Origin of the sequence: Shewanella glacialipiscicola (assembly GCF_023283485.1) — a bacterium.
GTDB classification, from domain to species: Bacteria; Pseudomonadota; Gammaproteobacteria; order Enterobacterales; family Shewanellaceae; genus Shewanella; species Shewanella glacialipiscicola.
This window is the reverse complement of the sequence record NZ_JAKILU010000005.1, coordinates 207,426-224,472: the sequence shown is the minus strand read 5'-3', so window position 1 is coordinate 224,472 and position 17,047 is coordinate 207,426. Positions and strand designations below refer to the sequence as shown.

The 17,047-nt window shown below is 44.9% G+C and carries 21 protein-coding genes; 9 read left to right on the top strand and 12 right to left on the bottom strand.

All coding sequences use genetic code 11. The features are described from left to right. Positions 1-252: 252 nt before the first annotated feature. Positions 253-939 (top strand): YiaD family glycine zipper/OmpA-like lipoprotein, encoded by a 687-nt coding sequence (locus L2717_RS06710; protein ID WP_220772551.1) that lies wholly within the window; start codon positions 253-255, stop codon positions 937-939. Between the two features lie 265 nt (positions 940-1,204). Next, positions 1,205-2,041 (top strand): molybdate ABC transporter substrate-binding protein, encoded by an 837-nt coding sequence (locus tag L2717_RS06705; RefSeq protein WP_220772519.1) that lies wholly within the window; start codon positions 1,205-1,207, stop codon positions 2,039-2,041. Between the two features lie 82 nt (positions 2,042-2,123). On the opposite strand, the gene mgtE is transcribed toward L2717_RS06705, so the two are convergent. The 11 genes from mgtE to L2717_RS06650 all read right to left on the bottom strand — a co-directional run bounded on the left by mgtE (position 2,124) and on the right by L2717_RS06650 (position 10,556). Beyond that, positions 2,124-3,488 (bottom strand): magnesium transporter, encoded by a 1,365-nt coding sequence (gene mgtE, locus L2717_RS06700; RefSeq protein ID WP_220772520.1) that lies wholly within the window; start codon positions 3,486-3,488, stop codon positions 2,124-2,126. Between the two features lie 252 nt (positions 3,489-3,740). Beyond that, entirely contained in the window at positions 3,741-4,016 is a 276-nt protein-coding gene (locus L2717_RS06695) for an HPr family phosphocarrier protein (RefSeq protein WP_220772521.1), read from the bottom strand. Beyond that, positions 4,003-4,857 carry an RNase adapter RapZ gene (rapZ, locus tag L2717_RS06690; protein ID WP_220772522.1) on the bottom strand — a complete coding sequence of 285 codons (855 nt, stop codon included), beginning with the start codon at positions 4,855-4,857 and terminating at the stop codon, positions 4,003-4,005. Before rapZ ends, L2717_RS06695 begins: the two co-directional genes overlap by 14 nt. Then, positions 4,854-5,297: a PTS IIA-like nitrogen regulatory protein PtsN gene (gene ptsN, locus L2717_RS06685; protein ID WP_220772523.1), complete on the bottom strand. Its 444-nt coding sequence runs from the start codon at positions 5,295-5,297 to the stop codon at positions 4,854-4,856. Before ptsN ends, rapZ begins: the two co-directional genes overlap by 4 nt. Positions 5,298-5,299: 2 nt before the next feature. Beyond that, positions 5,300-5,587 carry a ribosome hibernation promoting factor gene (gene hpf / locus L2717_RS06680; RefSeq protein WP_076502074.1) on the bottom strand — a complete coding sequence of 96 codons (288 nt, stop codon included), beginning with the start codon at positions 5,585-5,587 and terminating at the stop codon, positions 5,300-5,302. A gap of 28 nt (positions 5,588-5,615) precedes the next feature. After that, positions 5,616-7,094: an RNA polymerase factor sigma-54 gene (locus L2717_RS06675; protein ID WP_220772524.1), complete on the bottom strand. Its 1,479-nt coding sequence runs from the start codon at positions 7,092-7,094 to the stop codon at positions 5,616-5,618. A 107-nt stretch (positions 7,095-7,201) separates the two neighbouring features. Beyond that, positions 7,202-7,933: an LPS export ABC transporter ATP-binding protein gene (lptB, locus tag L2717_RS06670; RefSeq protein ID WP_220772525.1), complete on the bottom strand. Its 732-nt coding sequence runs from the start codon at positions 7,931-7,933 to the stop codon at positions 7,202-7,204. Next, positions 7,930-8,484 (bottom strand): lipopolysaccharide transport periplasmic protein LptA, encoded by a 555-nt coding sequence (lptA, locus tag L2717_RS06665; RefSeq protein WP_220772526.1) that lies wholly within the window; start codon positions 8,482-8,484, stop codon positions 7,930-7,932. Before lptA ends, lptB begins: the two co-directional genes overlap by 4 nt. Then, a complete protein-coding gene (lptC, locus tag L2717_RS06660) occupies positions 8,471-9,031 on the bottom strand; it encodes an LPS export ABC transporter periplasmic protein LptC (protein WP_220772527.1) in 561 nt (186 codons plus the stop codon). The genes lptA and lptC overlap by 14 nt, the downstream gene beginning before the upstream one ends. Further along, the gene (gene kdsC / locus L2717_RS06655; protein WP_220772528.1) at positions 9,028-9,579 is read right to left on the bottom strand and encodes a 3-deoxy-manno-octulosonate-8-phosphatase KdsC; all 552 of its coding nucleotides are present in this window, start codon (positions 9,577-9,579) and stop codon (positions 9,028-9,030) included. The genes lptC and kdsC overlap by 4 nt, the downstream gene beginning before the upstream one ends. Beyond that, on the bottom strand, positions 9,579-10,556 hold the full coding sequence (locus tag L2717_RS06650) for a KpsF/GutQ family sugar-phosphate isomerase (protein ID WP_220772552.1): 978 nt from the start codon (positions 10,554-10,556) through the stop codon (positions 9,579-9,581). Before L2717_RS06650 ends, kdsC begins: the two co-directional genes overlap by 1 nt. A 644-nt stretch (positions 10,557-11,200) precedes the next feature. Between L2717_RS06650 and mlaF the strand changes: the two genes are divergently transcribed. Genes mlaF through murA form a run of 7 tightly spaced genes read left to right on the top strand, consistent with a single transcriptional unit; the run spans position 11,201 to position 15,833 of the window. Then, complete coding sequence (gene mlaF, locus L2717_RS06645) at positions 11,201-12,019, top strand: phospholipid ABC transporter ATP-binding protein MlaF (protein ID WP_220772529.1); 819 nt, start codon at positions 11,201-11,203, stop codon at positions 12,017-12,019. After that, the gene (gene mlaE / locus L2717_RS06640; RefSeq protein WP_220772530.1) at positions 12,016-12,801 is read left to right on the top strand and encodes a lipid asymmetry maintenance ABC transporter permease subunit MlaE; all 786 of its coding nucleotides are present in this window, start codon (positions 12,016-12,018) and stop codon (positions 12,799-12,801) included. The genes mlaF and mlaE overlap by 4 nt, the downstream gene beginning before the upstream one ends. Positions 12,802-12,858: 57 nt before the next feature. Continuing rightward, positions 12,859-13,332, top strand: a complete 474-nt coding sequence (gene mlaD, locus L2717_RS06635) for an outer membrane lipid asymmetry maintenance protein MlaD (RefSeq protein ID WP_107881595.1) — start codon at positions 12,859-12,861, stop codon at positions 13,330-13,332. An 11-nt stretch (positions 13,333-13,343) separates the two neighbouring features. Continuing rightward, entirely contained in the window at positions 13,344-14,006 is a 663-nt protein-coding gene (locus L2717_RS06630) for an MlaC/ttg2D family ABC transporter substrate-binding protein (RefSeq protein WP_220772531.1), read from the top strand. Continuing rightward, positions 14,003-14,287 (top strand): STAS domain-containing protein, encoded by a 285-nt coding sequence (locus L2717_RS06625; protein WP_220772532.1) that lies wholly within the window; start codon positions 14,003-14,005, stop codon positions 14,285-14,287. Before L2717_RS06630 ends, L2717_RS06625 begins: the two co-directional genes overlap by 4 nt. Before the next feature lie 19 nt (positions 14,288-14,306). Next, complete coding sequence (locus tag L2717_RS06620) at positions 14,307-14,564, top strand: BolA family protein (RefSeq protein ID WP_107881599.1); 258 nt, start codon at positions 14,307-14,309, stop codon at positions 14,562-14,564. A gap of 9 nt (positions 14,565-14,573) precedes the next feature. Further along, the gene (gene murA, locus L2717_RS06615) at positions 14,574-15,833 is read left to right on the top strand and encodes a UDP-N-acetylglucosamine 1-carboxyvinyltransferase (protein WP_076502040.1); all 1,260 of its coding nucleotides are present in this window, start codon (positions 14,574-14,576) and stop codon (positions 15,831-15,833) included. Between the two features lie 112 nt (positions 15,834-15,945). On the opposite strand, the gene degS is transcribed toward murA, so the two are convergent. Beyond that, positions 15,946-17,028 carry an outer membrane-stress sensor serine endopeptidase DegS gene (degS, locus tag L2717_RS06610; RefSeq protein WP_220772533.1) on the bottom strand — a complete coding sequence of 361 codons (1,083 nt, stop codon included), beginning with the start codon at positions 17,026-17,028 and terminating at the stop codon, positions 15,946-15,948. Positions 17,029-17,047 lie beyond the last annotated feature (19 nt).

The window sequence follows — 17,047 nt, the reverse complement described above, 5'->3', positions numbered from 1 at the left end:
TTTGGTGCCATTGTATTGGTATGATTTGGAAAGATAAAAGCTTGATGAAGTAAGAAGTCTGTACTTTTGCTGACTAAATAGATAATTAACAGAATTGAATGTCGATAAAAGATGGCCTTAGTTACAATTGCTTATATACTGCCAGCCTTATGGCAATCCATTCGATTATTGAGTTAGTGAATGGAAGTGATATTTCTAGCTTTTTTTGAGCAGGATTCACAGTTATCAATTATATATAGAGGTTTTTTAATGATGAAGTGTTTTCAGGCAACGCAATTTAAGCCGTCCTTGTTAGCCATAGTGGTAATGACTACCACATTAGTTGCATCGGGTTGTACCACAATTAATCCCTATTCAAATGAAGAACAAACAGCCAAAGCAACCACAGGATCATTAATTGGTGCTGTTGCAGGTGCGGCTATTGGTGTTGCCTCTTCGAGTAAGAGCGACCGCGGTAAAGGCGCATTAATTGGCGCAGCATCTGGCGCCGCAGTGGGTGGTGGTATTGGTTACTACATGGACGTGCAAGAAACTAAATTGCGCCAACAATTAGCCTCAACGGGTGTGAGTGTGACTCGCAGTGGCGATAACATTATTTTGAACATGCCTAATGAAGTGACCTTTGGTGTTGATCAAACTGAATTAAGTGATGGCGCTAAACGAGTACTCAATTCGGTAGCGTTAGTGGCGAAAGAATACAGTAAGACGCAACTGAATATCTTAGGTTATACCGACAGCAGTGGCTCAGACTCTTACAATTTACGTTTATCACAAGTGCGTGCGAGTGAAGTCGGTAACTACTTGATGAGTAAGGGTGTTGCCTCATCTCGTGTTAGATCTCAAGGTATGGGTGAAGCCAGCCCAATAGCATCGAATGCGAATGCGAACGGCCGCGCGCAAAACCGTCGTGTTGAGATCGTATTAATCCCAACGGGCTAATAGTTTGATTTAACAATGATGTATATTATTAAAAGTCGCCTAAGGGCGACTTTTTTGTCGATATTAATTTGTTTTTTGTGTGGTGATGCATAGCTTACGCTGAGACATTTTGTCCTCTGCAATATGCTGTTTGAGTGATTAACGCCGCAATTACATCACAGCTATTTGCCTTGGGGGCCGTTCTGCTTGATCCCTTTATCTATTTCACGTTCTGTATGGGGATAAGTAACAAGTATGACTTTTACCGCCTAGAGGAAATATCAGTATGATAAGCAAAAATATGTTGGCAGCGTTAAGTTTAAGCCCTGTAATTATGGCTGCTGCAGTGCAAGGAGCGCCGATGAAGGCTGAAACGATAGTGCAGATCCCGCCGATTGAACTGCGTGCTGCAGGCAGCTTGAAGACGGCGATGAATGAGATTATTGCTGCGTATCAAGCACAGTCGCAAACAAGTGTAGCGGCACAATATGCCCCCTCAGGTTTACTCCTAAAGCGTATCCAAGAAGGCGAGAAGGTTGATATTTTTGCCTCCGCTAACATGAAGCATCCACAGGCTTTGGTCGATGTAGGTCAGGGTAAAGCAGTACAGATGTTTGCACGTAACCAACTTTGTGCCATTGTCCAAGACAATGTTCCAGTCACAAGCACTAATTTACTCGATACCTTATTAGATCCAAAGATTAAAGTTGGGATTTCAACCCCGAAAGCCGATCCTGCTGGTGATTATGCATGGGCCGTATTCGCGAAGGCCGAGGCGGTAAAACCGAATGCTCAACTTGAACTAGAGACAAAAGCATTACAACTGACGGGGGGCCCAGAGAGTGCTAAGCCGCCTAAAGATCGTAATCCGTACGGCTGGGTGATGGAAAATAAGCAAGCGGATATCTTTTTAACCTATTGCACCAATGCGGTATTGGCTAAAAAAGAAGTACCTAGTTTAAAGGTTATCGATTTACCTCAGGAGCTTGCCGTCGGTGCTGACTATGGATTAGTGGTACTGCAAGGCGCAAACAATGCGGCTACGCCGCTAGCTGAGTTTATTTTATCCGCTAAAGGACAAGCGATTTTGACTCATTATGGTTTCCAGCCGCCGGCTAAATAAATGATTTTTAGGTATATAGATTGAGATAAAAACGGCACCTTATCGGTGCCGTTTTTATTGTGTTGGCTTAAATATTAACGCATTAGTGCGTCAAGTAGATTGTTGCTAAACCAAGGAAGGCAAATAAACCCACTATATCGGTTACTGTGGCTAATACCATACCGCCAGCAAGCGCAGGATCGATTTTAAGTCGTTTTAATATCAATGGAATACTTGCGCCAGCAAGCCCCGCAATCGTCATATTAATCAACATGGCGCCGCCAATGAGCCCTGCGAGTGCGATATCATCTTTCCACACGAATACCGCGATAAAAACTAAGATTGACCACATTAAGCCATTAAGAAATCCAATCGATAATTCTTTACCGATAAGCCAGCGTGCGTTGCTCTGGCCTATATGACCTAGTGCAATACCCCGGATCACTAATGCTAAGGTTTGGTTACCAGCAACGCCACCCATACTCGGGACAATCGTCATCAATACAGCGATAGTGGCAAATTGCTCAATAGTGCCTTCAAACATATTGCTGACTGACGAGGCGAGCAAGGCGGCGAACAAATTAATGGAGAGCCAGAGTGAGCGACGTAAGGTGCTTTTAAGCACTGGGCCAAAAGTATCCTCATCATCGTCCATACCTGCCATACCCATCATCGAGTGTTCTGCATCTTCACGGATAACATCGACCACATCATCGATAGTGATACGTCCGAGCAGCTTGCCATCATTATCGACGACAGGCGCGGAGACCCAGTCATTACGTTCGAATTTTTTTGCCACCTCACTGTCAGACATACTGACCGGAATGCTCTCAATATCAGGATCCATAATATTGCGGATTGTTGTGTTTGGCGCGCAGGTGAGTAAATCGGCGAGTCTAACACCGCCAAGAACTTTATCTTTTTTATCAACTACATAAAGTGTATCCGTGGTGTCGGGTAAGTTGCCTCGTTGACGAAGATAACGTAGCACTACATCGATATTGACATCGGGTCTTAAGGTCACAGTATCTGTGTTCATTAAGCTGCCGGCGGTCTCATCGGGATAAGATAAGGCCTGTTCAACCCTATGACGGTTTTGTTCCGTCATTGATTGCAACACTTGTTTATAAACGGCGTCGGGTAGACTACGTAAAACATAGGCAAGGTCATCGGTGTCCATACTTGCGGTTGCTTTTGCTACTCGTTCAGGACTCATGCTGCGGATCAGTGGATCTTTTAGCTCCTCACTCAATTCATCAAGTATGTCGCCTATGTGTTCTTGATCGATCAATTGCCATAGTACTTGTCTAACATCTGGCGGCGATGATTCTAAAATCAGCGCAATATCGGAGGCGGCCATTTTCTGCAGCATGTTACGCACATGCACAAACATACCACTACTTAGTGCTTGGTTTAACTGGTCAAGACTATGTCCGGGGTGATCGTTTTCGGTATTGTCTACGGGCATTTGTCCTCCATTGTGCGGCAACTAGGGTTGAGTGTGTAACAGCTTGAGCTTGGCTTAGTGACGATTTGTTCTTGCATAGAATATGCGGGTTTGCATGAACTAAGGCGCATAAAGAGTGGCTTAAGTTATGGGGCAGCGGCAATGTTCGCTAGTGTAAAGTCCCTTAGCTTGTGCCGTCGAGCGACAAATCTGATGCAGTGTCTAAAAAGTCAGTTTTGACACCAACTGTGGAGTGATTTAGATAAAGTAAAATTAACTGGCTTCGTCAAACTTAGCGTCGATTAAGGCGCAAATGGCATCTAGAGCAGGCTGTGCATCTGGGCCTTCAGCAATCAGTTTAATGGTTTTACCCATACCAGTCTCAAGCATCAATAAGCCGAGCACGCTAGCAGCCGATGCCTGTTTATTGCCTTGGATCAAGGTAATCACCGCATTAAACTCAGATGCCAGTACCACCAATTTAGTGGCGGCACGGGCATGTAATCCGAGTTTATTGCAGATGGTTATCTCACGCTCAAGCTTTGGCATTATTCAGCTCTCGATGGCGCGCATAAACCTGGTGTTTACTATTGCTAAAGCGTTTAGCTAATTGCTCTGCAACGTAAACCGATCGGTGCTGTCCGCCAGTACAACCAATGGCCACAGTCAAGTAGCTGCGGTTGTTACGCTCAAGGTGTGGCAGCCAAGTTTCGAGTAAATTCTCGATTTGCCAGATGAGTTTATTAACCAGTGGTTGACGATTCAAAAATTCAGCCACGGGTTCATCTAAGCCTGTTAGTGGGCGCAGCGCTAATTCCCAATGAGGGTTAGGTAAGAAGCGCACATCAAACATAAAGTCTGCTTCTGTTGGCATACCATGTTTAAACCCAAAGGATTCAAAGTTAATCACTAATTCTTTATCGACACTGCCAAGCAGGATTTGCCTTACTTGGTCGCTCAAATCATAAATATTCAGATTTGAAGTATCTATGTAGTGATCGACCAGTTGTGACATCGGCTCGAGCAGTTTACCTTCTTGTTTTATTGCTTCTTGCAATGAAACTTGGCTCTTGGATAAAGGATGGAGGCGACGAGTTTCGCTGTAACGCTTGAGCAAAACTTTATCGCTAGAGTTAAGAAAGAAACTCGTTAGTTCTGTGCCTGGTGGCAGACTTTCGAGTTGTTTAGTCAATATTTTATCTTGCTCAGGCAGGTTACGTACGTCGACACTGATGGCGACGAGATCGTTACTGCCTTTAAGCTGATCAAGTAACGCACCGATTAGCGGTAGCGGAAGATTATCAACGCAATAATAGCCGAGATCTTCGAGTACTCTAAGGGCGACGGATTTACCTGAACCTGAGCGGCCTGACACTATGACCAGTTTCATCCCGTGATTACCTGATAGAGTTCTGCTTCATCATGTGTCTTGCGTAATTGTTTCAATATTTGCTTATCACTCAGTTTTTCGGCCATGCAAGACAAGGTGCTTAAGTGCTGCTGACATTGGTCAGCAGGCACCAGTAATGCAAATAAAATATCAACCGGTTGCTTATCAATAGCATCAAATGCAATTGGCTCTTCGCACTTAATCAGTACGGCAATGGGCTTATCTATATCGGCTAATCGACCATGTGGAATGGCGATACCGTTACCTATACCTGTGCTCCCCACCTTTTCGCGCGCCACTAGGCTTTCGAATATCTCTTGAGATGAGAGGGTCGGGTACTGGGCAGCGACTAGGTCGCTGATGAGTTCCAGTACTTTTTTTTTGCTGCCCGGAGTGGCGCAGGTCGTGCACTCCGGCCGCAGTATGCTACAAAGTTCCATTATTAGTGTTTTGTTAACTTCTCTTTGTGTTTAATAACCTGACGATCAAGTTTGTCTATCAGGGCGTCTATAGCTGCATACATATCAGTATGCTCGGCAGTAGCAAATACTTCACCACCGATGAGGTTTATCCTCGCTTCAGCAATTTGTTGTATTTTCTCAACATTGAGCACAACGTGCACATTATTGATCTGTTCGAAATGGCGTTCAAGTTTTGAAAATTTTTCTTCTACATATGCGCGTAACGATTCGGTAATTTCAATATGGTGCCCAACTAGGTGTATGTGCATAGAAACGTCCTCCGATATTCACTGTAGGTTATAAACTCTTACGCTGATTAGAAGGGGGAATAAGCATCGCTTCTCGATATTTCGCAATGGTTCTGCGTGCTACATTTATTCCCTGTGCTGCCAGAAGTTGTGCCATCTTACTGTCACTCAATGGTTTTTTCTGATTCTCTGCTGCAACCAGTTTTTTAATAAAGGCTCTGATTGCCGTTGATGAACACTCACCACCATCATCCGTACCAACATGGCTAGAGAAGAAGTATTTTAGTTCAAAAAGCCCTTTTGGGGTATGCATGTACTTTTGGGTGGTCACTCGCGAGATGGTGGATTCATGCATCTCGACTGCTTCGGCAATATCGTTAAGTACCATAGGTTTCATCGCTTCTTCACCATATTCAAAGAAGCCTTGTTGGTATTGGACAATACAGTTCGCCACTTTCAGCAGGGTATCGTTGCGACTTTCTAAACTTTTAATAAACCATTTAGCCTCTTGTAGATGCCCACGAATAAATTGGCTGTCGGCTTGGTTTTTAGAGCTGCGCGCCATAGAGGCATAATGTTGATTTACATTGATTTTAGGCATGTTATCAGGGTTAAGTTCAACGACCCAGCGGCCATTTTTCTTTGACACTGATACATCGGGAATAACATATTCGTCCTCGTTGGGGGTAATCAATAAACCCGGGCGAGGATTAAGAGTTTGGATGAGCGCTATGCCGTCTCTTAACTCATCTTCTTTGAGCTTAGTCTTACGCATCAATAATCTAAAGTCACGTGCCGCAATGAGATCTAAATGATCTTTAATCAGCATGCGGGCGTTATTAAGATGGGGCGTATCGGGCGCAAAGTGTGACAGTTGGATCAGTAGGCATTCGCTTAAATCTCTGGCGGCAACACCTATTGGGTCGAAATGTTGAATACGTTTAAGCACGGCTTCAACTTCATCAAGTTCGACCTCTGGGTTACCTATAGCTTCCAGTATTTCTTCAGTGCTTTGAGTGAGATAACCTTGATCGTTTATTGCTTCGATAATGGCGGTCGCAATGGCTAAATCGGTTTCAGAAAAGGGGGTGAGATTTTTTTGCCATTCTAAGTGCTCATATAAACCGTCGCTGGTCTCACCTTGAAAGGGCATGTCGTCTTCGCGACTCCCACCTGGACCTGAGTTAGGTGACGCGGTAAATACTTCATCCCAAGTCGTGTCCATGGGAAGATCGTCCGGCATGGATTCTTGAGTTAAAGATTCTGCAGTGTCGACGGTAGAGCTGTCTTTTTCTGGTGGTGGAGCGACGGATTCACTGAAATCGGTATCCGATAGCGTTTGGTTTACAGGGTCTTTAGTTGCGTCGAATTGATCCTCTTCCAGCTCGAGAAGGGGATTAGAATCTAAGGCTTGCTGGATCTCTTGCTGCAGTTCTAATGACGATAGTTGCAACAGGCGAATTGCCTGCTGTAATTGTGGCGTCATGGTTAACTGTTGACCCAGTTTGAGCTGGAGTGACGCTTTCATGTTACCGCAGATCCCTAAGTTATTATTGTTAGATGGGGTCGCTGATTACCCTCTTGAGTCGAGCCGGATGGCGGTATAATTTACGGCCATCAACTCCCTTTGGTTAACTATAGCCTGAATTGTTCACCTAAGTACACAGCCCTAACCTGCTGATTGTCTAAGATCTCTGCCGGAGTTCCTTCTGCGATTAGGTTTCCGTGACTGACAATATAGGCATGCTCACACACATCTAATGTCTCGCGAACATTGTGGTCGGTAATTAGTACACCAAGGCCACGACTTTTAAGCTGCTCAATAATTTTCTTGATGTCGATAACTGAAATCGGATCGACGCCAGCAAAAGGTTCATCAAGTAAAATGAACTTAGGATTAGCCGCTAAAGCCCGTGCAATTTCTACACGACGACGTTCGCCACCCGACAACGACATACCTTGGCTGTCACGTATATGGGTGATATGGAACTCTTCAAGCAGATGTTCTAATTCTTCATCTCTTTGTTCTTTCGTTAATTCTTTGCGAGTTTGTAGTACAGCCATAATGTTGTCATGTACGCTCAGCTTACGAAAGATACTGGCTTCCTGCGGTAAGTAACCAATGCCTTTGCGGGCACGTAAGTGCATAGGGTCGGCGGTTAAATCATCATCATCGATAAAAATATGTCCTTTATCGCTCTTTACCAACCCGACAACCATGTAAAAGGTCGTGGTTTTGCCCGCTCCGTTTGGGCCGAGTAGACCAACAACTTGACCGGTTTTTACCGTCAAACTAACATCTTTAACGACTTGGCGGCTCTTATAACTTTTCGCTAAGTTTTGTGCTCTTAGAGTGATCTGTGTCATTGAGGGTCCTGCTTTTTAACAGGTTTATCAGTTGGCGTATTGGGCTTTACATCATCTTGATAGCTTTCTGGCTGAATAATTGTGATCACGCGATCGTCACCGCTGCCAGTACTTTCGGCAATCAATTTTTGTTGGATAATATTGTAGCGGATCAAATTTCCTCGGACTTGGCTACCCGCCTGATCTAATGAAGCTAACCCTTTGAGGGTGAGAGTACGGCTTGCCATGTCATAACGAATTTCTTTCGCGCTCGCCGATGCTGGGCGGCCATCGTCGAGGATTTGGGTATAAGTTGCTGGATTACCGGTGGCCACTAACGTTTTGCTATTTTCACCTTCAGCAGAAAATGCACGCAGTTCATCTGCAATAATTTTGATTGAGCCTTGAGTGACTTCAACTGGACCAAAGAAGATAATTTGGTTGTTCTTGATATCTGCTGTTTGGCTCACGGCTTTAATTTTGACTTCTTGTTTTAAGTCATCCACTTTCGCGAAGGCGCTCATGCTCATCATTAGCATGAGGCTGGCAAGTAATACGTTATTTTGCTTCATATGTTCCTACTACCTGACTGGTCAATCGCACTTCTTGTGCATTGAGGTCGGCAAAAAGGCCTTGGCCTTGAATATTAAAATCTTTTCCTGTGACGTAAATAGTGCGGTCAGAGGTCATTATCATCGTATTGAGATCGAGTTCCAGATAACTGGTGGACAAGGTTTGAATGGGTTCTTCTGAGCTAATAGCATCAATAATAACATTATTCTCTAATACCACCTTGCCGGTTTCTTTGTTGAGCTTGCCTTCATCAGCCTTGAGTTGCCATTGTGCTTTACCTTGGTCGGGATAGACAAGATAAACAGGTTGAGTAAAGAAAGTTTGATTCGTAGAATCAAAATGTTCCATATGTTTTGCAGTAACACGGCTGTTGACGAATCCTTGTTCATTAAACTCGACGCTGCGTAGATCTTCCACGACAAAATCTGGCGTGTTTTGATCTTTTACCTTATTGTCGGCATCATTGTTATGCTTATTTTGCACTTGCCAATACAGCACCAGTGCAGTACCGAAAAAAGCAATAATCGCCAGCGTCACACGGCTCATATACTCATACCATGGGACGACGTGAACTTATTTTGACTCAGCAGTAACAGATCGGTGAGCTCACGCAATGCCCCATGACCACCATTGAGCGTAGTCACAAAGTGAGCGTGCTGACGGACATAAGGATGACCATCGGCAACACTAACGGCTAAACCCACCACGTTCATGACTGGCAAATCGACCATATCGTCACCAATATAAGCCACCTCATCAGGCGCTACGCCATAAAGCGCGAGTAATTCCTCATAGGGGGCAAATTTATTATCTACACCTTGGTAAATATGGGTAACGCCGAGCGCTGTCATACGATTTTCAACGATTTTAGATTGGCGTCCAGTAATGACCGCAAGATGAAAACCGCTGGTGAGCAGTGAGCGCACGCCATAACCGTCTCGGGTATGAAAAGCTTTTAATTCTTCACCGCTATTACTTAAGTAAATGCGTCCATCAGAAAACACGCCATCGACGTCACAAATCAACAGTTTAATCTTTTGCGCGCGTTGCCACACATCCTCACTGATGGGGCCGTAAAATCCTTGCTGTGGCATTAAATGACTCCTGCTTTAACCATGTCTAACATGTTAAGTGCACCAATAGGATGGCGATCTTTATCAATCACAATCAAACCGTTAATATTTTTCGAATCCATTATTTGCAGTGCTTTAGCCGCCAATATGTTATCCATAATGGTAACGCAGTTACGGGTCATTACATCGGCAATGGGTGTTGTTCGTAGATTCACTTCAGCATCAATGACCCGACGCAAATCACCGTCGGTGAAGATGCCGACAAGCTTGCGCTGATCATCAATAATCGCTGTCATGCCTAAGCCTTTCTTGGAGATTTCGTACAGGGCTTCTGTGATGCAAATATCGTGGTTGACCAGCGGTAAGTCATCACCGCTGTGCATTACATCGTTGACCTTTAACAGTAATTTACGGCCAAGTGCACCACCAGGATGGGACATCGCAAAGTCATCACGGGTAAAGCCTTTGGCCTGTAACAATGCAATCGCGATGGCATCACCCATAACTAAGGTTGCCGTGGTGCTTGACGTGGGTGCCAGTCCTAGTGGGCAAGCTTCTTCAGGTACTCCAATGCACAAATGGACTTTTGATAAGCGCGCCATGTTGGACTCTGGCTTACTTGTTATAGCAATCACAGGTACACCCATACGCTGGATAACGGGCATTAAGGTGAGGATTTCGCTCGACTCACCTGAGTTTGATATGGCTAAAATAACATCATTATCCGCTAATACGCCAAGGTCGCCATGGCTAGCCTCACCGGGATGGACGAAAAATGCTGGCGTACCAGTGCTGGCAAGGGTGGCAGAAATCTTATTACCGATATGGCCTGATTTGCCCATTCCCATCACAATGACTTTACCGGTGCAGTTGAAAATTAACTCGCAAGCTTCTGCAAATTCAACTGAATCTACATATTGATAAAGATTGTCTAGGGCTGACTTTTCAATGTCGATAACTTTGCAGCCCCATTGGCGCAGTTGTGATTTATCTACCATGTCTATCTCTCTTTTTGCATTGTCTTTGTCGCCCCATTTATGGGATTGGAATAGCACAATTTGGTACGCGATAAAGATGATATTTAGTTGGCGTTCTGCCAAGTATTCTTTGTTTTCAGGCTATTTAGCGACTGTTTTATGACGATGATTTATCTCAAAGCGTAAAACAATTGCGGCAGGCTAGGGCGATTGAGCTTATTCGTCAAGTTAAGCGCTATCCGCTACTCATTCAGAATAACGGGTATCGCGATAGTCCGTCTTGAGCAATATCATCGTCTTTGTGCTTTATTTCAATGGATTTATACGACATCACGGCGGGTATTATCCCATTGGATGTTGCTAAATTGACACTTAAGTCGCGGCGTATCCGTATTTAAAATTGGATGAGGAGCGAGCTAAGTGCAAATGAAATAACCAATACAGCCAATTCTGCAACTAGATTTAAAACATTAAGTAACATTTGACCGGTGCAGAGTGAAAACTTAAGGCGCATTTTCGCTGTAAATGAGGCAAATTGAAAGTATCGCAGGCCGATAGTGTCGATTCGGTTGTAGGTTAAAGCGCAATTACGTACAATTTGCGGCTCTTTGTTTGGTCTGTCTCGGAAGATTGGGATTGCCTCTTTGCAAATGTCGGAATCAAGCATGACTCAAAAACAAACGCCGTTGGTTGAGATCCGTAACTTGGGGTTTAGCCGCGGTCAGCGCGTAATATTTGAAGATATTAGCCTGTCCATTCCTCGGGGCAAGGTGACGGCGATTATGGGCCCCAGTGGTATAGGCAAAACGACACTGCTGAAATTAATCGGCGGTCAATTAACGCCAGACCATGGGCAAGTGTTATTCGACGGCCACGATATCCATGGCGTGAGTCGCAATGAGTTATTTCAGTTACGTAAGCGTATGAGCATGCTGTTTCAAAGCGGCGCGCTGTTTACCGATATCAATGTGTTCGATAACGTCGCATTTGCGTTACGTGAACATTCAGGGCTACCAGAGGATATCATTCGCACCATAGTGCTGATGAAACTCGAAGCTGTGGGTTTGCGTGGAGCCGCGCAGATGATGCCAAGCGAATTATCCGGTGGTATGCAGCGCCGAGCCGCATTGGCCAGAGCCATCGCACTGGAACCTGAAATGGTGCTGTACGATGAGCCATTTGCAGGTCAAGACCCAATATCAATGGGCGTATTAGTGAAGCTTATTCGTGAGTTATCCGATGCGCTCAATCTTACCTCTGTTGTGGTATCCCACGATGTGGATGAAGTGCTTGGCATTGCCGATTATGTGTACGTGGTGGCCGGTAAAAAAGTCATCGCCCACGGCACGCCAGAGGAATTAAAGCACGCCGATAATCCACAATTGAAACAGTTTATTCAAGGCGCACCAGACGGCCCTGTGCCATTTCATTATCCGGCTAGGGATTACCAACAAGAATTGTTAGCAAAAGGAGTTGGCAAGTGAAGTTAATTGATAGTATTGCTGACTTGGGCCGTAGTGCCATTGAGTTTGTACTTGGCTTTGGCCGTGCAGGACTAATGTTATGGGGCGCTATTTTTCGCTGGCCACGTGTGCGTAAAGGTTTTCCATTATTAGTACGGCAGATTTATGTGGTCGGCGTGCAATCTATGGTGATCATATTAGTGTCTGGGCTGTTTATCGGCATGGTGCTTGCGCTGCAAGGCTACAATATCTTAGTAGGCTTTGGCACTGAAGAAAGCTTAGGCCCTATGGTCGCGCTCAGTTTGCTGCGTGAGTTAGGGCCAGTCGTGACTGCGTTATTATTTGCCGGACGGGCGGGTTCTGCATTAACCGCTGAAATTGGGTTAATGAAAAGTACTGAACAGCTCTCGAGCTTAGAGATGATGGCTATCGACCCATTAAGGCAGATTATTGCACCGCGCTTTTGGGCTGGGGTTATTAGTATGCCATTGCTGACATTGATGTTTACCGCTGTCGGTATTTACGGTGGTCACATTGTTGGCGTGGAATGGAAGGGCATCGATAGTGGGGCATTTTGGTCGATTCTGCAGGCGTCGGTCGAATGGCGTCAGGACATAGTTAACTGCTTGATCAAGAGTGGTGTGTTTGCCGTAGTGGTGACTTGGATTGCGTTATATCGCGGTTATCAAGTGATCCCTAATCCGGAAGGCATCAGCCGAGCAACGACGCAGACGGTAGTTCAGTCGAGCCTTGCTGTATTGGCATTGGATTTTTTACTGACAGCCCTGATGTTTGGCCGCTAATAAATTATCGCGGATTTCGACACAGGATTTGATGGATTAACAGAGTGGTAGCTAAGCATGTTGACACGGAAAATTGAATTATTAGTGGGTGTGTTTCTTTTAACCGGACTGGCCGCTTTTTTGGTCTTAGTCTTTAATGTCGCCAATATTGAAGTTAAAAGCAGTGACAGCACCTATACCATAAAAGCCAATTTCACCAATATTGGTGGCTTAAAGGTACGTTCGCCCGTCAAGGTCGGTGGTGTGGTGGTTGGTCGAGTCAGTAGTATTGATTTAGATCCGGTTAAGTTAGTCGCTGTCGTCACAGTAGTGATGGATAAGCGTTACGATAAATTCCCAGAAACCAGTAGTTTAGCTATTTTAACTTCGGGTTTGTTGGGTGAGCAATTCTTAGGGTTAACACCCGGTTTTGTTGATGATGATGTCAGTATGCTAAAAGATGGCGATAAAATTGACGACACTCGTTCAGCATTGGTATTGGAAGAGCTGATTGGTCAGTTCTTATATAGTATGGGTTCGAAGGATAAATAGGGGTTACCGCTATGTTTAACATCTTATCTCGCTTTTTATTGCCGTTAGTGATGGTTTTAGGGACAACAAATGCTATCGCCGCTGATGTGGCTGTGGACACCAAAGATCCCTATGCCATGGTAAAAGCCGTTGCAAATAAAACCTTTGATCGTTTTCATAAAGATAAAGCGCTTATCGATGCCGACTCTGATCATTTAAAGGTTATTGTTCGTGAAGAATTAATGCCTTATATCGATTATAAATATGCTTCTTACAAGGTATTAGGCCAATATCTTAAGGATTCAACCGAAGATCAACGCAATCGTTTCGTTGATGCTTTTGAAGGTTATTTAGTCTCTACCTATGCCCAAGCTTTTACTGAATACACCAATCAAAAAGTGGAGTTTTCACCGGGGATAGATTTCAGCCAAGAGAAAATAGTCGATGTAAATGTACAGATCATTGAAGCCGGTCGTCCGCCGATTAAATTACTATTTAAGGCACGCCGTTTGAAAGATGACACATGGAAAGCGTTTGATTTGGTTGCCGAAGGGGTGAGTTTACTGTCTTCTAAACAATCTGAAATTTCAAATCTTATTCGCCAGCAGGGTATCGATCCTGTGATTAAGATGCTTGACGAACGCACGAAAGAAAAAGTCGTCATCAAGGCTAAATCAGGGAAGTCGCAGTCGTGATTGAGTTTGTGCAACAAGGCACAGTTTGTCACCTCAAAGGGCGTCTAACCCAAGCTGATGTCATTACATTATGGCCACAGCGGCAGCAATTACTGAGTGATGCGATACAGACGTTATCTTTGTCTGAGCTTCAATACAGTGACAGCGCTGGCATAGCCTTTTTACTGGCGCTAGTGCGTGAACATAGCCGCCAGCTTGAATTGAGTTTAGCGTCTCCCCAGCTGAAAAAGTTAATTGATTTATATGATTTACATGCCTTCTTTACCGAAGAAGCGCATTAAAAATAAGGTGAAAGATGTCATGGAATGCAGCTTAATAGAACAAATTTTACGTGATGCGTTAGGACTCGAAGAAGTCCACGCTAGCTCGGATGGTAGCCATTATAAAGTGATCGCCGTAGGTGAGTGCTTCGATGGGATGAGTCGAGTTAAACAGCAACAAGCCATTTATGCACCGTTGACGGCACACATTGCCAACGGTGAATTACATGCATTAACGATTAAAGCTTTCACGCCGACTCAATGGAAACGCGAAAAAGTTTTCAACATGCCTAGCTAGTGAGGAAAAGTGGATAAACTAACAATTAAGGCGAGCCCTCCGCTTGCCGGTGACGTGATCATTTCAGGTGCCAAAAATGCGGCTTTGCCTATTTTAATGGCAGGCGTATTAGCTGAAACCGACTTTGTGGTTTCTAATGTGCCCAATCTGCGTGATGTCAGTACTAGCTGTAAATTATTACGCTGCCTCGGCGCCGAAGTGACTGAACTTGGCGACGGACAAATTCGGATTTCAACGACTAATTTGAATGAGTTTTGTGCTCCTTACGATCTCGTCAAAACGATGCGTGCCTCTATCTTGATCTTAGGGCCATTATTGGCACGTTATGGGACTGCAGACGTTTCATTGCCGGGTGGCTGCGCCATTGGGGCAAGACCGGTGAATTTGCACTTACATGGCCTTGAAATGATGGGCGCTAAGATTGAAGTGAAAGAAGGTTATATTAAAGCCCGTGTTGATGGACGTCTTAAAGGCGCTCATATTTTTATGGATATGGTCAGCGTTGGTGCAACTGAAAACTTGCTGATGGCCGCGGCATTAGCCGATGGCGAAACCGTGATTGAAAATGCGGCTCGTGAGCCTGAAGTGATCGATCTGGCTAATTGCTTAATTGCAATGGGCGCCAAAATTACCGGTGTAGGCAGTGCGACACTGCGTATTCAAGGGGTTGAGCGTTTACAGGGCTGTCATTATCGCGTTATGCCAGATCGTATCGAAACGGGGTCATTCTTGGTTGCCGCGGCGGTCACTCGTGGCCGTATTCGTTGCTTAAAAGCCGATCCTGCTTCACTTGAGTCGGTTATCGCTAAGCTTGAAGATGCGGGCGCGACGATTACTACGGGTGAAGATTGGATTGAGCTCGATATGCAGGGTAAACGTCCTAAAGCCGTCAATATCAAAACGGCGCCTTATCCTGGCTTTCCTACCGATATGCAAGCGCAGTTTTGTGTGCTCAATGCCTTAGCGCAAGGCACAGCTACAATTACTGAGACTATCTTTGAGAACCGCTTTATGCACGTGCCTGAGCTCATCCGTATGGGCGCGACTATGGAGCTTGAAGGTAACACCTGCATTATCCATGGGATTGAATCTTTAAGTGGCGCTCAGGTAATGGCGACGGATTTACGTGCATCAGCGAGTCTGGTGATTGCGGGTTTAGTCGCCGATGGGCAAACAATCGTGGATCGTATCTACCATTTAGATCGTGGCTACGAGCATATTGAAAATAAGTTTCAGGGTTTAGGTGCTGAAGTTGTACGCATTCAGTAATTGTGACTGATTAGCCCTTCGATATTAAAATCTCGACATATTAAAAAACCAGCTTAAAGCTGGTTTTTTGTTGTCAGTGTTTTGTTCATCATACCTAATGCAGAGCGCTGCTCTAGTTATCGACCACAATCTTTTCATCGATAATGACAGGTAACTCCTGTTGCTTACCTTGGCGTATTACCGTCATCATCACTTTTTTGCCCGGTGTGGTTTCTGCAATGCGATCCATCAGCATTTCAACGCCCGGCACATCTTCACCATCGTATTTAATAATGACATCCCTTGGCATCAGCAGCGCGCGTGCTGCTGGGCCATTAGGATCGACACCTGTGATGAGTACGCCTTTGAGATCGGGCAGATTCAGTATTTGTGCTACCACAGGGTTAATCGGTTCGCCAGAAATACCTAACGCACCACGGATCACTCGGCCATTTTTAATCAGCTTATTCATAATACTGTGGGCTAATTTAATGGGGATGGCGAAGTTTATTCCGTGACCGCCGCCTTCTTCACCCACTTGGAATGCCGCGGTATTAATACCGATAAGGCTACCGTTAGTATCGATGAGCGCGCCGCCTGAGTTACCGGCATTAATTGCAGCATCGGTTTGCAGGAAATCTAAATAACCTGAACTTAAACCATTACGGCCCGTAGCACTGATAATACCTTGGGTGATGGTTTGGCCTAAGTTATAGGGATTACCAATAGCGAGTACGACATCACCGACTTGAGGTGGACTTTCTAGGTTGACTGGCACAATGGGTAAATTATCGCCTTCAATTTTGAGCACTGATAAATCAGTTTCAGGATCAAAACCTACGACTTCTGAGGTGAATTTACGGCCATCTTGCAGGGCGACAACAATCTCATCAGCTTTCTTGATGACATGATAATTGGTAAGAATGTAGCCTTCTTTACTCATGATCACACCAGAGCCTAGGCCTTGCAGTGACCCCGAATTAAGTGGGCGAGTTTGATCTATACTGAGGCTGTAAATATTTACTACGGCAGGTGCTGCTCGGCGTACCGCCTTGGCAAAAGACAGTTCAACAGTGTTGTTGGCACGGGTTTGTAGCAGATTATTTCCCAATGATGGGTTATCGAAATAACGAGTCACCAATAAAAAGATAGCCGCCATGATAAGACCGAAGAGGGTAGCTTTACCGAGATATAACAGAGTGTCTTTTATCGTCATGGCAGGATGGATCTTAAAA

Bases quoted from the DNA above. Each gene is read 5' to 3' on its own strand.
- rapZ (WP_220772522.1), bottom strand. From the start codon at position 4,857: ATGAAACTGGTCATAGTGTCAGGCCGCTCAGGTTCAGGTAAATCCGTC.
- hpf (WP_076502074.1), bottom strand. From the start codon at position 5,587: ATGCACATACACCTAGTTGGGCACCATATTGAAATTACCGAATCGTTA.
- L2717_RS06675 (WP_220772524.1), bottom strand. From the start codon at position 7,094: ATGAAAGCGTCACTCCAGCTCAAACTGGGTCAACAGTTAACCATGACG.
- lptC (WP_220772527.1), bottom strand. From the start codon at position 9,031: ATGAGCCGTGTGACGCTGGCGATTATTGCTTTTTTCGGTACTGCACTG.
- L2717_RS06710 (WP_220772551.1), top strand. From the start codon at position 253: ATGAAGTGTTTTCAGGCAACGCAATTTAAGCCGTCCTTGTTAGCCATA.
- mlaF (WP_220772529.1), top strand. From the start codon at position 11,201: ATGACTCAAAAACAAACGCCGTTGGTTGAGATCCGTAACTTGGGGTTT.
- kdsC (WP_220772528.1), bottom strand. From the start codon at position 9,579: ATGCCACAGCAAGGATTTTACGGCCCCATCAGTGAGGATGTGTGGCAA.
- L2717_RS06650 (WP_220772552.1), bottom strand. From the start codon at position 10,556: ATGGTAGATAAATCACAACTGCGCCAATGGGGCTGCAAAGTTATCGAC.
- degS (WP_220772533.1), bottom strand. From the start codon at position 17,028: ATGACGATAAAAGACACTCTGTTATATCTCGGTAAAGCTACCCTCTTC.
- L2717_RS06705 (WP_220772519.1), top strand. From the start codon at position 1,205: ATGATAAGCAAAAATATGTTGGCAGCGTTAAGTTTAAGCCCTGTAATT.
- ptsN (WP_220772523.1), bottom strand. From the start codon at position 5,297: ATGGAACTTTGTAGCATACTGCGGCCGGAGTGCACGACCTGCGCCACT.
- L2717_RS06620 (WP_107881599.1), top strand. From the start codon at position 14,307: ATGGAATGCAGCTTAATAGAACAAATTTTACGTGATGCGTTAGGACTC.
- lptB (WP_220772525.1), bottom strand. From the start codon at position 7,933: ATGACACAGATCACTCTAAGAGCACAAAACTTAGCGAAAAGTTATAAG.
- lptA (WP_220772526.1), bottom strand. From the start codon at position 8,484: ATGAAGCAAAATAACGTATTACTTGCCAGCCTCATGCTAATGATGAGC.
- mlaD (WP_107881595.1), top strand. From the start codon at position 12,859: ATGTTGACACGGAAAATTGAATTATTAGTGGGTGTGTTTCTTTTAACC.
- mgtE (WP_220772520.1), bottom strand. From the start codon at position 3,488: ATGCCCGTAGACAATACCGAAAACGATCACCCCGGACATAGTCTTGAC.
- L2717_RS06630 (WP_220772531.1), top strand. From the start codon at position 13,344: ATGTTTAACATCTTATCTCGCTTTTTATTGCCGTTAGTGATGGTTTTA.
- L2717_RS06695 (WP_220772521.1), bottom strand. From the start codon at position 4,016: ATGCCAAAGCTTGAGCGTGAGATAACCATCTGCAATAAACTCGGATTA.